Raw genomic sequence first — 13476 nt, 5'->3', positions numbered from 1 at the left:
GGTGGCCATGATCACCGCCGGTTGCCCACGGAATCCGCCGCGTCCAGCAATCGCTGGCGGGCAAGTCGTTCACACAGTTCGGGCATGGCGCCGAGCGGACTCCCAGCCAGGTCGTGCACGCATCGGTAGACGACCGAAGTGATCCCTTCCCGAGTGGACTGGTCGCCGAATTCGACGGATAGCCGATCGACGGTCTGAGCGATCGGTCCCGCGTCGAGCCTCATCCGCACAGGGCGCTGCGCCGCAGCCACAGTGATCACCCGATAAACCCTTCCGCTCCGGGCTTCCTGACAGCAGGGCCGAAAGTCCTTTCGGCGGTGGCAACACGGCAGTTCATCACTGACCTGCCGACTGGGCCCTGCGCCATTTGCCCGGCGGTCCGAGGACTTTCGCCCCTCGCTACCGGGGGTACGTCCGAGCAGACTCGACAAGAGAACCCGCGGTGCACGGTAAGTCGACCTGCTATCCGAACGAACGGAGCCTCCGATGCTGCCTGGTGACACCGAGGTGATCGATCGGCCCGCACTGGACCGGCTGATAGATGTGCTACGCGAGAACAGTTATCGGGTTATCGGGCCCCAAGTTCGCGATGGCGCGATCGTGGTGGACGAACTCGACTCCGGAACACAACTTCCTGCCGGGTGGGGCGTAGAAACCGGCCCCGGCCGATATCGGTTGCACCGACGCGACGACGACGCGGTTTTCGCGCATTCGGCGGGGCCTGGGTCGTGGAAGCAGTTCCTGCACCCGCCCCGCCGCAAGATCTCGACGGTCGGGCCGGACCTGGAGGCAACGCCGATCCACGATGTGCCGGTGCGTTCGGCGTTTATCGGCGTGCGCGGCTGCGACCTCACCTCGATCGCGATCCTCGGTCGGGTGCTCGGCGGCGGGACACATCCCGACCCCGGCTTCGTCGACCGGCGCAAGGATCTGTTCGTCGTCGCGGTGAACTGCACCGAGCCGGGTGGCGTGTGCTTCTGTGTATCCATGGGTACCGGGCCTGGTGTCTCGGCCGGCTACGATCTGGCACTCACCGAGCGCGTCGACGACGCGGGCCACCGGTTCCTTGTCGATGTGGGCAGCGAGGACGGCGCGCGCATTCTCGCCGAGGTGATCGCGCGCCCCGCGCGGCAGTCCGAGATCGAGCAGGCGCGGGCGGCGGTGTCGGCGGCCGCGGGCCGGATGGGCCGCGAAATGCCCGATGTCGACATCCGGGCACTGCTTCGTGACTCCCGGGAGTCACCGCACTGGCAGGACGTCGCGAGCCGCTGCCTCACCTGCGCCAACTGCACCATGGTGTGCCCGACCTGTTTCTGCACCACCACCGAGGACGTCACCGACCTCACCGGCGAGCACGCCGAGCGCTGGGAGCGGTGGGCGTCGTGCTTCGAATTGGACTTCTCCTATCTGCACGGCGGTAGCGTGCGGCAGTCCGGCGAGAGCCGATACCGGCAGTGGATCAGCCACAAGCTGAGCACCTGGTACGACCAGTTCGGCAGTTCTGGATGCGTGGGGTGCGGGCGGTGCATCGCGTGGTGCCCGGCTGCCATCGATATCACCGCGGAGGTGGCCCGGCTGGCCGAATCGGCGGAACGGGCCGGCGATGACCACCGCTGACGAACTGGCGACGTTCGCGCCCCTGTCCGCGCTGAGCCCGGCCGAACTGTCCACATTGACTCAGGCCGCGCGCCACGTGTCCTTCCTCGCCGGGCAGCGAATGATCGTGGAAGGGCAACCTGCGCAACGGTGTTGGCTGATCCGCCACGGTCGGGTCCTGCTCGACTCACACGTCCCCGGACGCGGCGAGGTCGTCGTCCAGACCCTGGGCAGCGGTGATCTGCTCGGCTGGTCGTGGCTGGTGCCGCCGTATCAGTGGCATTTCGGCGCGGTGGCCGCCGGAGTGGTGGACACCATCGAATTCGACGCGGCGACGCTGGCCGAACGTGCCGACGCCGACCCGAAATTCGGCCACACGCTCACGCTGGCGCTGTTCGAAGCGCTGCTCGAGCGGTTGCAGGCCACCCGGGCCCGGCTGCTCGACCTCTACCGCAATCCTGCCGAAACCTGCACTCCGTACCGCATCGACAGCGGCCGATGAGCGTCGACGCACCGGCGCGATCCGCGGCGACCGACGCGATGCTGCCCTACCGGGTGGTCGGGCGGACCCCGCAGACGCGCGATACCGTGACCCTGCTGATGGAACCGATTCACCATGCGGCACAACAGTTTCGAGCGGGTCAGTTCATGATGCTGTATAGCTTCGGGGTGGGTGAGGTCGCGATCTCGATCAGCGGAAATCCGGCCGCCCGCGATAACGTGCTGGAGCATACGATCCGTGCCGTCGGCGCGGTCAGCGCCGCTCTGCACGATACGGAGGTGGGCGGCGTGATCGGTGTGCGCGGACCGTTCGGCACCGGATGGGAGCTGGAGTCGGCCGTCGGGCACGACCTCGTTATCGTCGGTGGCGGAGTAGGTTTGGCACCGCTGCGACCGGTGGTGCTCGGCGCGCTGGCGGCCCGCGACCACTATCGCAGGATCGTCCTCATCACCGGCGCCCGCACACCGGCGGACATCCTGTTCCGCGACGACCACACCGGTTGGCAGCCCGCCGATTCGATCGAACTACTGCAGACGGTGGACCACCCCGCACCGGACTGGGACGGTCGGATCGGTTTCGTCACCGAGCCCTTGGCTCAACTTCGGCTCGACCCCGGTCGAACAACGGCGTTTTTGTGCGGCCCGGAGCCGATGATGCGGTTCTGCGCACAAACGTTGCTGCGCAAGGGAATTGCCGCAACCGACATTCGAGTATCGCTGGAACGCAACATGCAGTGCGGTGTCGCTCGGTGCGGCCACTGCCAACTCGGTCCGCTGTTGGTCTGCCGGGACGGCCCGATCGTCGACTACGCAGTGGCCCAACCACTGCTCGCCACAAAGGAATTGTGATGGGCACACCAACACTCGCGGTCTGGAAGTTCACCTCCTGCGATGGCTGTCAGCTCACCCTGCTCGACTGCGAGGACGAGCTGCTGACCCTGGCAGACCGAGTCACTATCGCGCACTTCACCGAAGCCTCCAGCGCGGTGCGGCCGGGACCGTATGACGTATCGCTGGTCGAGGGTTCGATCACCACGCCGGACGATCTGCGCCGAATCGCCGACATCCGCGCACAGTCCCGCATTCTGGTGGCGATCGGCGCGTGTGCCACCCACGGCGGCATCCAGGCGTTGCGCAACTTCGCCGACATCACCGAGTTCACGTCGGTGGTCTACGCCAGTCCGCAGCACATTTCCACGCTCGCGACCTCCACCCCGATTTCGGCGCATGTGCCGGTGGATTTCGAGCTGCGCGGCTGCCCGATCGATCGGCGTCAACTGCTCGACACACTGTGCGCGTTCCTGGCCGGGCGCGCACCCGACATTCCGAACACCAGCGTGTGCACCGAGTGCAAACGCCGTGGCACCACGTGTGTGACCGTCTCCGAGGGCATTCCGTGCCTCGGCCCGGTGACGCAGGCAGGCTGCGGCGCCTTGTGCCCGGCCCACCATCGCGGTTGCTTCGGCTGCTTCGGTCCGATGGCCAGACCTAATGTCGGTGCGCTGCTTCCTATTCTGCGCATCAACGGCATGTCCACGAGCGAAATCGACCGGGTCTTCACCACATTCGCGGCGGGCGCCGCTGCCTTCGCGGAAGCGGCCGCGATGAGCGAACGTAACGAGGCACCGGCATGAGTCACCGCAGCAGACAGTTGAAAGTCAGCTCGCTGGCTCGGGTCGAAGGAGAGGGCGCGCTACGAATTGTGGTCACCGATGGCGTCGTCGAACGCGCGGAGTTGAACATCTATGAGCCGCCCCGATTCTTCGAGGCGTTCCTGCGCGGCCGCGCCTATACCGAGCCGCCTGATATCACCGCCCGGATCTGCGGCATCTGCCCGGTGGCGTATCAGACCAGCGCGTGCAATGCGCTCGAGCAGATCTGCGGCATCGAACTGGATCGACCGCTGGCCGACCTGCGACGGCTGCTGTATTGCGGGGAGTGGATCTCCAGCCATGCCTTACACATCCACCTGCTGCACATTCCGGACTTCCTCGGCTATCCGGACGCGATTACGCTGGCTGCCGACCACCGCGATCTCGTCGAACAAGGACTGGCCATGAAAAAGGCGGGCAACGCGGTGCTCGAGCTCATCGGCGGTCGCTCGATCCATCCGATCAATGTCCGGATCGGCGGCTTCTACTCGGTGCCCGACCGCGCCGCGTTCGCGCCGATCGCCGAGCAACTGCGCCGCGCACAGGAGTACGCCGTGCACACCGCGCGCTGGGCGGCGGGCTTCGACTTTCCCGAACTCGACCTCGATCACGTATTGCTCGCCGCCATCGAGCCGGACCGATACGCCATCGACCGCGGGGACGTGCACACCAGTAGCGGGCTGCACTTCTCGGCGGCAGACTTTCTCGCGCACGTGATCGAGCAACAGGTACCGCATTCCACCGCACTGCACGCCCAACTCGACGGCGGAATGTACCTGACCGGGCCGCTGGCCCGATACAGCCTCAACTCTGCTCAGCTTTCGCCGCTCGCCCGCCAGGTCGCGACCGAGATCGGACTCGGCGCCGAATGCCGCAACCCGTTCCGCAGCATCCTGGTGCGCGCCGTCGAAATCGTGTATGCCATCGACGAAGCGCTGCGCATCATCGCGGAATATGAACGCCCTTCTCGCCCAGCGGTTCCTACTGAGCCACGGGCGGGCATCGGGCACGGTGTGAGCGAGGCGCCGCGTGGATTGCTTTACCACCGTTACGAATCCGACGCGGACGGGATCATCCGTTCGGCCACCATCATTCCCCCGACGTCGCAGAACCAGGCCGCCATCGAGAACGATCTGCGCCGGGTCGTCTCGGCCAATCTCGACCTGGACGACACCGCGCTCACCACGCTCTGCGAACGGACGATCCGCAATTACGATCCGTGCATCTCCTGCGCCGCGCACTTCCTGGACATGGACGTGGTGCGCCGGTGACCGATCCACGGGCCGTTGTCATCGGCGTCGGCAACAAATACCGCAGCGACGACGGCATCGGTCCGCTTGTGGCCTACCAGATCGAACAACTCGGCCTGCCAGGTGTTTTGGTGACCTTGTGCGACGGTGAACCGGTCGCGCTACTCGACGTGTGGGCCGGTATCGATCTCGCGATCGTTGTCGACGCGGTGCTCTGCGAACCGTCGACGCCGGGCCGGATCTGGCGCACCGATATCGACACGCTGCGCGGACTCACCACCGCCGCCAGCTCGCACGCACTCGGTGTACCCGACGCGGTGCCTTTGGGCCGCGCACTCGACCGGATGCCCGGCGCACTCGTCGTCATCGCCGTGGAAGCGGCCTGCCTCGATCTCGGCCTCGGCCTGTCCGAGCCCGTCAGCGCCGCGGTGCCGCGGATCGTCCAGGCGGTGTTGGCGGAGTTGGCTCGATAGCCGCCTGCCCGGATATCGGCTCGGGATGCCCCTGGGGCATCGCGGAACAGGATGTCCTTCGTGTCACGGATGCTCGCCTTCACCGCGCCGTACCCGGTCATCGTCTGAGGTGCCGACGACATCCGCCGCAGGCTGCCGCGCCGCAGGACCGCGTGAACGGTGACCGCCCCCGCCTTCGATGGCACGTCTGAGTCGGATGTTCTCGGCGCGTTCTTGCTCTTCGAGCGCGAGTTCGACCCGGGCCAGCGCTGCCACGAGGTCGGGGATGCGACGGCGGTGCAGCCCTTGTGCCCGGATGCGCGTGGTGCTGTATTCGCGTTCGACGGCATGTACCGCGGCGGCCGCCGCGGCGTATCGTCCAGCGGCGCCGACGGCGGCACGGTGCGCCGATTGCGCGTGGACGATGACCGAACTGCTCGGGATGGCGCGTGTCGAACCTTGCGGCAGTACGAATTCGACGCGGTCCGGGTAGCGGACGCCTGCCGCGGTCGCCCAGTGGATGGACATCTCGGCCGGCCGGTCGGCGGCGGCCAGCCGAATCGAGCGTTGACCGCCGAGCAGCACCGCGCGCAATTGCCAGGTCCGCGCTTCGAGACAGGTCGATTCCCATTCGCATCGCGACCGCTCGGCCAGGACTCGCAGCCGATCACGTTCCCGCTCCAGGATTTTCAGCTTCTGCTCCAGTAGCGACAGGCCGTGTTCGGCAATGCCGAGACGGCCGCGCAGCCATTGCCGCCCGGCCCGCCCTGGAGGTACCCGCAGCGTTCCCATCGCCTAATCCCTTCCGGCCTCGGAGACCTCGTCTGGCCGTGGCTCGTGGGCGTCGATCAATGCCTCGGGCAGCATCGTCAGGGCACTGCGTGGCAGTCGGCGCACTACGCGCCATGCGCGGTCGAGGGTTTCCGCCAGATCCCGGGTCTCGTCGCTGCGCTGCTGCACGAGGTCGCGTCCGAACGCGTCGTCGAGATCCAGATAGGCGTGTTCGGTACGCCCGAGCGTGTCGGTGCCGATGAGGTCGCTGAGCTCGCGTACCTGCCGGGCCTTCGCGAGGGCTGCCAGTAGTTGCGCGGCCAGCGGCAGATGATCGTCGCGGGTCCGGCCGGGACCCGCGCCACGGTGCATCAATCGGGACAGCGAAGACAACGCGTCGACGGGTGGATATATCCCACGCGCGTGCATTTCGGCGGAAAGGATGATCTGGCCCTCGGTGATATACCCGGTGAGGTCGGGTACCGGGTGCGTGATGTCACCACCCGGCATGGTGAGGACGGGCACTACGGTCACCGATCCGGGGCGACCGATGATCCGTCCACAGCGCTCATAGATTCCGGCGAGATCGCTGTACAGATAACCGGGATATGCTCGGCGAGCCGGGATTTCGCCACGGGCCGCCGACACCTCCCGCAACGCCTCCGCGTAACTGGTCATGTCTGTCAGCACGACGAGCACATGCCGCCCACCGTCGAATGCGAGATGTTCCGCGATGGTCAACGCCAACTGTGGTGTCACCAGCCGCTCGATCACCGGGTCGTCGGCCATGTTCAGCAGCAACGCCAATTCCCCTGCCGCGCTGCGGTCGTCGAGTACGTCGCGTACGTACGCAGCATCGGTGTGCGTGAGACCCAGGCCCGCGAACACGACACAGAACGGTTCACCGCCGGTAGTGGCCCGTGCCGCGATCTGGCAGGCCAGCTCCAGATGCGGCAGGCCGGGCACCGAGAACACCGGAAGTTTTTGCCCGCGTACCACAGTGGTAAGCGCATCGATAACGGATACCCCGGTGAGCACCGGGTCCGCGGGTGGGTCGCGCCGTGTCGGGTTGAGCGGGGTGCCGGACACCGGTCTGCGTCGCGCACCGGTCACCGGCGGTCCGCCGTCCACCGGTTCGCCACGGCCGTTGCAGGTTCGACCCAACCAGCCGTCGCCGATCGGAATCCGCAAGGGCTGCCCGGTGAATTCGATCCGGATCCCCGACCGGCCCGGCGCCGGCCTGGCAGTCATGCCCGCGGTCCCCTCCAGCACCTGAACCACCGCGAGGTCGCGATCCACCTCGAGCACCAGCCCGTGTCGCACGGTGCCGTCGCCCAGTTCGATGACGACGAATTCATCCCAGCCGACGCCGGTCACACCGGCAACAACCACCAATGGTCCACGCAGCTCACGTATCTCGGTGTAGTCGATCCAGCTCCGTCCGGCCCCGGTCATCGTGTGGTCCCGGTGGATGTCAACTCGGCGAGCACGGCGAGGATCTTGTCCCGGCAGCCCCGGACGGCGGCGGTGTCGTCGGCTCCGGCAGCCTCGCGCACTCGGATCAGTGGCCCGAAGTCCAGCTCCTCGATCTGCTGGGCCTGCACACCGGCCGCCACCAGCTGCTGGCAGCGGTCCAGCACCGCGAGCATCGATTCCACCAGTGCCGCAGTCTTTTCCGATGAACAGTAGGCGTCGTTGTCCGACAGCGCGCTCTGTTGCAGTACTCCTTCCCGCAGCAGTCGACCGCCGAGGACGACCATCCGCTGGTGTCCGGGTAGCGCATCGATGCCGACGAGTTCGGTCAGTGCCGAGAGCCGCTCGGCCTCCGCGAGCACGCCGGCCACCCGGGCTCGGCGCGCGAGCCACCCCGAATCACCCGCCGCCACTTGCACTATCCCCAATGCGTCGCTGTCTCGGGAGAACGATCCGGACCAGGAGACCGCGGGATAGTGTCGGGAATAGGCGAGGTCACGATCCAGCGTCCACCGGCAGCGGACGAATCGTTCGGTGTGCGTGGTGACAGGTTCGGAAAGATCACCGCCCGGTGGCGATACCGCGCCGACCACGGTCACCGAGCCAGGCAGGCCGCCGAGCGTGCGGACCGAGCCTGCTCGCTCGTAGAACGCCGCCAGCGCCGACGCGAGATTCGCCGGATAGCCCTCCTCCGCCGGCAGCTGCCCGGTTCGAGAAGCGAACTCTCGCAATGCTTCCGCCCAGCGCGACGTCGAGTCCGCGATCACCACGGCGTCATAGCCCATGTCGCGGAAGTGCTCGGCAACGGTGACGCCGGTGTAGATGCTGGCTTCCCTGGCCATCATCGGCATGTTCGAGGTATTGGCGATGATGACGGTCCGGTCGGTGAGCCGTCCACCGGTGCGCGGATCGGTCAGTGCGGACAGTTCCGCGACGATCTCGGCCATTTCATTGCCCCGCTCTCCGCAGCCGACATAGACGATCACGTCGGCGTCGCACCACTTCGCCAGCTGCTGCAACATGACCGTCTTACCGGTACCGAACCCACCGGGCACCGCGGCCGTGCCGCCTCTGGCCACCGGGAACAGTAAGTCCAGTACGCGCTGACCGGTGTGCAACGGTTCGACGCCGTCTCGACGCCGGGCGTAGGGACGCGCCACCCGCACCGGCCAACTCCCGGTGATGGCGACCGGCGTCGCGGCAACCGTCGCCACCACTGCGTGGCTTGGGTAATTGCCTTCCAGGACAACTGATTTCACGACTCCACCGGATCCGGGCGGCACCAGGATCCGATATTCGACCGGCCCGGCATCGGTGATCAGACCCAGGACCGCACCGGCATCGACTTCGTCGCCGAGCTCGACGACCGGACGAAATCGCCACTGTCGCTCGGCGTGCTGCCGGTAGGCATCGGGAGTGAGCCAGGTCGACGCGGACGCCAGCGGCCGCAGCAGTCCGTCGAATACGCCGCCGAGCAAGTCCGGTCCCAATGCCGCCGACAGCGGCGTGCGCAGTGGCACCGCCGCATCGCCGGGTGCGAGACCTCCGGTGTATTCATAAGCCTGCACGGTGAGCATGCCCTCGCGGATCGCGACGATTTCCGCAAGCAAACCGGACACACCGAGCGCGAGCAGGTCGTTCATCGCCGCGCCCGCGAACCCCTCGACCTCGACCAGCGGCCCCGCTACGCGCAGTATGCGTGGCATCTCGACCTGTGCGGCCGATTCGTCCGTCATCGGGGGCGGGTAATGGACGACTCGAGCTGGGCAGGGCCGCGGCCGACAGTGCCTGCAGGAGTCCACAATTCGCCGAGTTCCGGTTCGACCCGCTCGATCGCCCGGGTCGCGATGGTGGACAGGCGCAGATCGACCAGGCGGTCACCGGTCACCGCGACTATCCCGCCGCTCGGATCGTCGGTGATCACCGCCTCCGGGCCGAGCAGTTCACTGACTACGGTGCGTAATCTGTTGTGCAGCAAGGGATACTCCGCTTCGGTGCCGATACGTTGCACCGCGGCGATCGCCTCGGCGCGCAGTTGCCGGTAGGCGTCGGATTGCACGGCAAGTATTTCGCTGCGGCCGGTTCGCCTGGCGTGCGCGCGTTCGGCGGCCAGATCGGCGGTCGCGTGCGCCTCGCCGGCGGCGGTCGCGCCGGACTCGATCGTCTTCGCCGTGCTTTCGGCACTCGCCAGTGCGGCACCGACCGCCGCCTGGGCATCGGCGCGCACCTGTCCGGCATCCGCGGTGGCACGGCGCAGCAGTTCGGTGACGAGTGGCGCCAGCGCGGCACGGGCTCGATCGTTGTCCAGCACCGTCATATCGGCATCACCACAGTCAAAGCTGTCTGCGCATCACGTTCTGTAGCAAGATATTCCGCGGCTGTCGCAGTGAGGATCACCAGGGTCGTGTGCGGCGCGAGCGAGTTCCACGCCCGGCGTACGGCAGCCGCGTCCTCAGCGACGAGCACGGCGACTCCGGCCAGTGCATATCCCTGGATCAGCGTGGCTGCGCCGATGACCGATACCGTCCCCATGTCACGCTTTTCCGATCAGGATGACGGAGACGATCAAACCGTAGATGGCGATGCCTTCGGCCAAGCCGACGATCACCATGGCACGGCCGAAGAGTTCCGGTCGTTCACTGAGCGCGGCCAATGCCGCGGCGCCGGTGTACGCGACGGCGATCGCGGCGCCGATCGAGGACCCGGCCACCGCGATCGCCGCACCGAGCAGCGCGGCCCAATTGCCCCCACCGCCCTGTCCGGCGACAACCGGGTCGGCGGCGGCGGGGCCGGCCTGCGCGGCCAGGACCAGCGCGACGGACGCGCCGATCACCAGCACCCCGTTCACCGTGTAGAACAATCGCCGGGCGAGCCGGCCACGACCGCGCAGCAACGCGATACTGACCGCGAAACCCGCTGCCAGCGCGGGCAATGTAACGAGCCAAGTCAACACAATGCATCCTCCGAAGTGATGGTCGGAATTCGCCACGGGCGAAAGGGACGGCCCTCGTCGACGAAGACCCGGGAGAACAGTTCGTAGAATTCGAGCCGCATCGCCTGCACGCCGGCTACCAGGGCCTCCAACGCGAACGTGACCACATTGCCGACGAGGAAAACAACGACGGCGGCGACTACTCCGAGCGGGCCGAGACCGGTCGAACCCACGGTGGCGTGCCAGACCACCCAGCCGAGCGCGGCGTGGGTCATACCGAACGCGGCCAGGCGAGCGAACGACACAAGATTCGAGCCGAGCCGGATCAGCAGGTCGAACGATCCCACCCCGGTCTGCGCGATTCCCGCTGCGCCGCCGCCGGATTCGGTGAACAGACCGAAGCCCGCCAGCAACAGACCGACCAGCGTCACCACGACGCCGAGCGCCAGTAGCGCGGTCACACCCAGCAGCACACCACCGACCACCACCCCGATCCCGAGAAAGACTGCGGCACCGGCAATCCCAGACGATGCGTACAGCGCCAGCCGGATACCGCCCTCGCGCCAGCGATTGACGATCCCGATCCCGTAGGCGACGGCCAGCAATACCGCCCCCACCGCGACCGCGGCGGCGATCAACCGGAGTGGGTCATCGAGCGGCGCCAACCAGACCACCGGCAAAACGCCTGTCGGGCCGAAGAATTCGCCGTAGAGCAAGCCGAAGCAAGTCGCCGCGGCACCGGCGCCCCCGACGAACAACCACAAGTCCCGCAGGCTCGCCAGGCGGCGGATCCGGCCGACGCGCAACAGCAGGGCCGCCGCCATGAGCAGGATGCCGTGTCCGGCATCGCCGAACATCATCCCGAACATCACCACATACGCGATACCGGCGGGAATCGTCGGGTCGATGTCGCGGTACGGGACGACTCCGTAGGTCTGCACCAACGGGGCGAAGGCCTGCTCCAGCCCGTCGTGGTCGCCGAGCATGGTCGGCGGGTCGACGCCGAGCGGTTGCGGCATCGGCACGACGGCCGCGCCGACACCGGCCAATCGGGTGGCGAGTTGGTCCAATTCAGCCGCCGGGCACCAGCCGGTCAGCGCGGCGACCTCGTCGCGGTGGGTCGCACCGGCCGCGTAGGCCCGCAGTTGCGCCTCCCCCGCGAGCACATCGTCGCGATCGGCGCGGCGGAGCGCGTCGAGATCGGGCTCGGCTATCGACAGCACGGGCGGGCGCTCGGCAGTTCCCTGCCCCGCGCCGACCGGTGAATGGCCTTCCGCAGCAACATCATCCAGCTGCACCACGCCCGCCACTGCAACATTCACCAGCATGTCACGCAACGCGGCGGCGGGAGCGGCCAGCGCTATCCGTTGCATCCGAACCGGCGTCATCGCCTCAGACCAGCGCATCGTAGACCTCGATCGGCGCGCCGCCGCCCGCTGCGAGTTGCAGCGCGGCCCGGCAGCGCCAGGTGTCGGCGGCCAGGACGGCGACCGCGCCGATGGGTACGGCGGCATCGAATCGCGGATGGCGCAGCAACGCCTGTCCGGCCTGGTCGACTGTTGTCCACCACTGGAATTCGGCACGCCAGAGATCCTCGATCGAAGCCACGCCGGTCAGCGCCCAGCCAGCGCGCGCTGGCAATCCTGCGGCGAAGGCGGGCAGGTCGGCGGCGGATACGGCGGTCGCGCCGAGCAGTCGCGCGGCGACCCTGCCTGCTGCATCGGTCAATCCGCGGTGCTCGACCAATCGGTGACGCGCCACCAGCAGCGCCGCTGCGCCGACCGCCCAATCGGCGGCCTCGGGTACACCGGTGGCGACCAGGTGGGCCCAGCCGAGCTGGACACCGACGGCGATGTCGGAAGGCGAATCACCACCCGGATCGCCCCACGCCGATTGCGCGAGCCCCCGCCGAAGTTCGGTGAGCGAGGTGGTTTCCCGCAGACGAGACCACGCGATACTCAGCGCACCCGCCTCGAACGACCTTTCCGGGGCCGCACCCGACAACATCCTGGCGTGCGAACACACATTCGCTACTTCGAAACCGCCGGCCAGCAAGCGAATCGCACCCGCTCCCGCGCGCGGCTGCCAGCCTGCGAGCACTCGAAGCTGCCACAAAAGCACTGCGCCCAAACCATATTCGGACTCCTCCAGCAGCTGACCGACGGCCACTGTACGCCGATAGGGACTGTCGGCGAGCGCTCGCTGCGCCGCGGCGAGCGACGGCGACCCCGCGAGTTCCCGCGCTCGCGCGATACCGATGCGCCGATTCAGCAACGCCTTGGCGCGCACATTTCCGGCAACCCATTGCGCGCTCATCCGTCGACCGCTCCGAGCGCAGACGGTCCACACACCTCCGCGATGAGAGCATGCGCCTCTGTCACCACACGATCGATGTATTCCGGCATGCGAGCGGCGATCTGGGCTCGCAGCCGTTCGAGTTCCGCGGTGTGGGTGGCATCGAGGTGGGCCTGCTGCGCGCCGATCTGTGCGCGAAGCCGGGCGAACGCTTCGGCCTCGACGACCGTGCTACGGGCCCTGGCCTGCTCAATTATGGCCGCAGCCCGCTTTTCACCGTCGCGCCGCAGTTCATCGGCCTGGTCGTCGCCCTCGCGACGAATCCGTTCGACCTCGGCATGGACCTCATCGAGCAGTCCGAACAATGGCGCGAGCTCGGCGGCGACATCGGCGACCCGATCCGCGGGAACGCCCCGCGGCATCGCCGCGCCCGGCGCACCCGCAGGCCGAAAACGTTCGAGGAAATTCCGCCACTGCGGCATCCGGACTCCCCTGGTCTCGATGAGTTGTGCTGCCAATTCTCGAGCAGTCCGCTGCCCGGGCGATAGAGCCGC

Annotated in this window: 16 protein-coding genes; 7 read left to right on the top strand and 9 right to left on the bottom strand. The window is 67.5% G+C overall.

Annotated elements, in window-relative coordinates:
- Positions 1 to 11 precede the first annotated feature (11 nt).
- Positions 12 to 260, bottom strand: coding sequence for a hypothetical protein (locus tag ABZ942_RS19540; protein WP_357383827.1), 249 nt, complete (start codon positions 258 to 260; stop codon positions 12 to 14).
- Between the two features lie 226 nt (positions 261 to 486).
- On the opposite strand from ABZ942_RS19540, the gene ABZ942_RS19535 reads away from it, so the two are divergent.
- Genes ABZ942_RS19535 through ABZ942_RS19510 form a run of 6 tightly spaced genes read left to right on the top strand, consistent with a single transcriptional unit; the run spans position 487 to position 5472 of the window.
- The gene (locus ABZ942_RS19535; protein ID WP_357383825.1) at positions 487 to 1617 is read left to right on the top strand and encodes a 4Fe-4S dicluster domain-containing protein; all 1131 of its coding nucleotides are present in this window, start codon (positions 487 to 489) and stop codon (positions 1615 to 1617) included.
- Positions 1604 to 2098, top strand: a complete 495-nt coding sequence (locus tag ABZ942_RS19530; protein ID WP_357383823.1) for a cyclic nucleotide-binding domain-containing protein — start codon at positions 1604 to 1606, stop codon at positions 2096 to 2098. Before ABZ942_RS19535 ends, ABZ942_RS19530 begins: the two co-directional genes overlap by 14 nt.
- The gene (locus ABZ942_RS19525; RefSeq protein ID WP_357383821.1) at positions 2095 to 2946 is read left to right on the top strand and encodes an FAD/NAD(P)-binding protein; all 852 of its coding nucleotides are present in this window, start codon (positions 2095 to 2097) and stop codon (positions 2944 to 2946) included. Before ABZ942_RS19530 ends, ABZ942_RS19525 begins: the two co-directional genes overlap by 4 nt.
- The gene (locus ABZ942_RS19520) at positions 2946 to 3731 is read left to right on the top strand and encodes an oxidoreductase (protein WP_357383819.1); all 786 of its coding nucleotides are present in this window, start codon (positions 2946 to 2948) and stop codon (positions 3729 to 3731) included. Before ABZ942_RS19525 ends, ABZ942_RS19520 begins: the two co-directional genes overlap by 1 nt.
- Positions 3728 to 5020, top strand: coding sequence for a Ni/Fe hydrogenase subunit alpha (locus ABZ942_RS19515; protein WP_357383818.1), 1293 nt, complete (start codon positions 3728 to 3730; stop codon positions 5018 to 5020). The genes ABZ942_RS19520 and ABZ942_RS19515 overlap by 4 nt, the downstream gene beginning before the upstream one ends.
- On the top strand, positions 5017 to 5472 hold the full coding sequence (locus ABZ942_RS19510; RefSeq protein ID WP_357383816.1) for a hydrogenase maturation protease: 456 nt from the start codon (positions 5017 to 5019) through the stop codon (positions 5470 to 5472). The genes ABZ942_RS19515 and ABZ942_RS19510 overlap by 4 nt, the downstream gene beginning before the upstream one ends.
- Before the next feature lie 63 nt (positions 5473 to 5535).
- On the opposite strand, the gene ABZ942_RS19505 is transcribed toward ABZ942_RS19510, so the two are convergent.
- From ABZ942_RS19505 to ABZ942_RS19470, 8 genes are read right to left on the bottom strand one after another with little or no spacing between them, the layout of a single operon-like run.
- On the bottom strand, positions 5536 to 6243 hold the full coding sequence (locus ABZ942_RS19505; protein ID WP_357383814.1) for a V-type ATP synthase subunit D: 708 nt from the start codon (positions 6241 to 6243) through the stop codon (positions 5536 to 5538).
- Between the two features lie 3 nt (positions 6244 to 6246).
- The gene (locus ABZ942_RS19500) at positions 6247 to 7677 is read right to left on the bottom strand and encodes a V-type ATP synthase subunit B (RefSeq protein ID WP_357383812.1); all 1431 of its coding nucleotides are present in this window, start codon (positions 7675 to 7677) and stop codon (positions 6247 to 6249) included.
- Positions 7674 to 9431 carry a V-type ATP synthase subunit A gene (locus ABZ942_RS19495; protein WP_357383810.1) on the bottom strand — a complete coding sequence of 586 codons (1758 nt, stop codon included), beginning with the start codon at positions 9429 to 9431 and terminating at the stop codon, positions 7674 to 7676. The genes ABZ942_RS19500 and ABZ942_RS19495 overlap by 4 nt, the downstream gene beginning before the upstream one ends.
- A complete protein-coding gene (locus tag ABZ942_RS19490) occupies positions 9428 to 10012 on the bottom strand; it encodes a hypothetical protein (protein ID WP_357383808.1) in 585 nt (194 codons plus the stop codon). Before ABZ942_RS19490 ends, ABZ942_RS19495 begins: the two co-directional genes overlap by 4 nt.
- Entirely contained in the window at positions 10009 to 10227 is a 219-nt protein-coding gene (locus tag ABZ942_RS19485; protein WP_357383806.1) for a hypothetical protein, read from the bottom strand. The genes ABZ942_RS19490 and ABZ942_RS19485 overlap by 4 nt, the downstream gene beginning before the upstream one ends.
- A gap of 1 nt (position 10228) precedes the next feature.
- Positions 10229 to 10645 (bottom strand): ATP synthase subunit C, encoded by a 417-nt coding sequence (locus tag ABZ942_RS19480; RefSeq protein ID WP_357383804.1) that lies wholly within the window; start codon positions 10643 to 10645, stop codon positions 10229 to 10231.
- On the bottom strand, positions 10642 to 12033 hold the full coding sequence (locus ABZ942_RS19475; RefSeq protein WP_357383802.1) for a V-type ATPase 116kDa subunit family protein: 1392 nt from the start codon (positions 12031 to 12033) through the stop codon (positions 10642 to 10644). Before ABZ942_RS19475 ends, ABZ942_RS19480 begins: the two co-directional genes overlap by 4 nt.
- Positions 12020 to 12943: a hypothetical protein gene (locus ABZ942_RS19470; RefSeq protein WP_357383800.1), complete on the bottom strand. Its 924-nt coding sequence runs from the start codon at positions 12941 to 12943 to the stop codon at positions 12020 to 12022. The genes ABZ942_RS19475 and ABZ942_RS19470 overlap by 14 nt, the downstream gene beginning before the upstream one ends.
- Positions 12944 to 12993: 50 nt before the next feature.
- Between ABZ942_RS19470 and ABZ942_RS19465 the strand changes: the two genes are divergently transcribed.
- Positions 12994 to 13470, top strand: coding sequence for a hypothetical protein (locus tag ABZ942_RS19465; protein WP_357383798.1), 477 nt, complete (start codon positions 12994 to 12996; stop codon positions 13468 to 13470).
- The last annotated feature ends 6 nt before the right edge of the window (positions 13471 to 13476 follow it).

It is taken from the genome of Nocardia sp. NPDC046473 (genome assembly GCF_040645995.1).
Classification (GTDB): domain Bacteria; phylum Actinomycetota; class Actinomycetes; order Mycobacteriales; family Mycobacteriaceae; genus Nocardia.
Note: the sequence above shows the minus strand (reverse complement) of the source record. Positions and strands in the feature narration are given on the sequence as shown.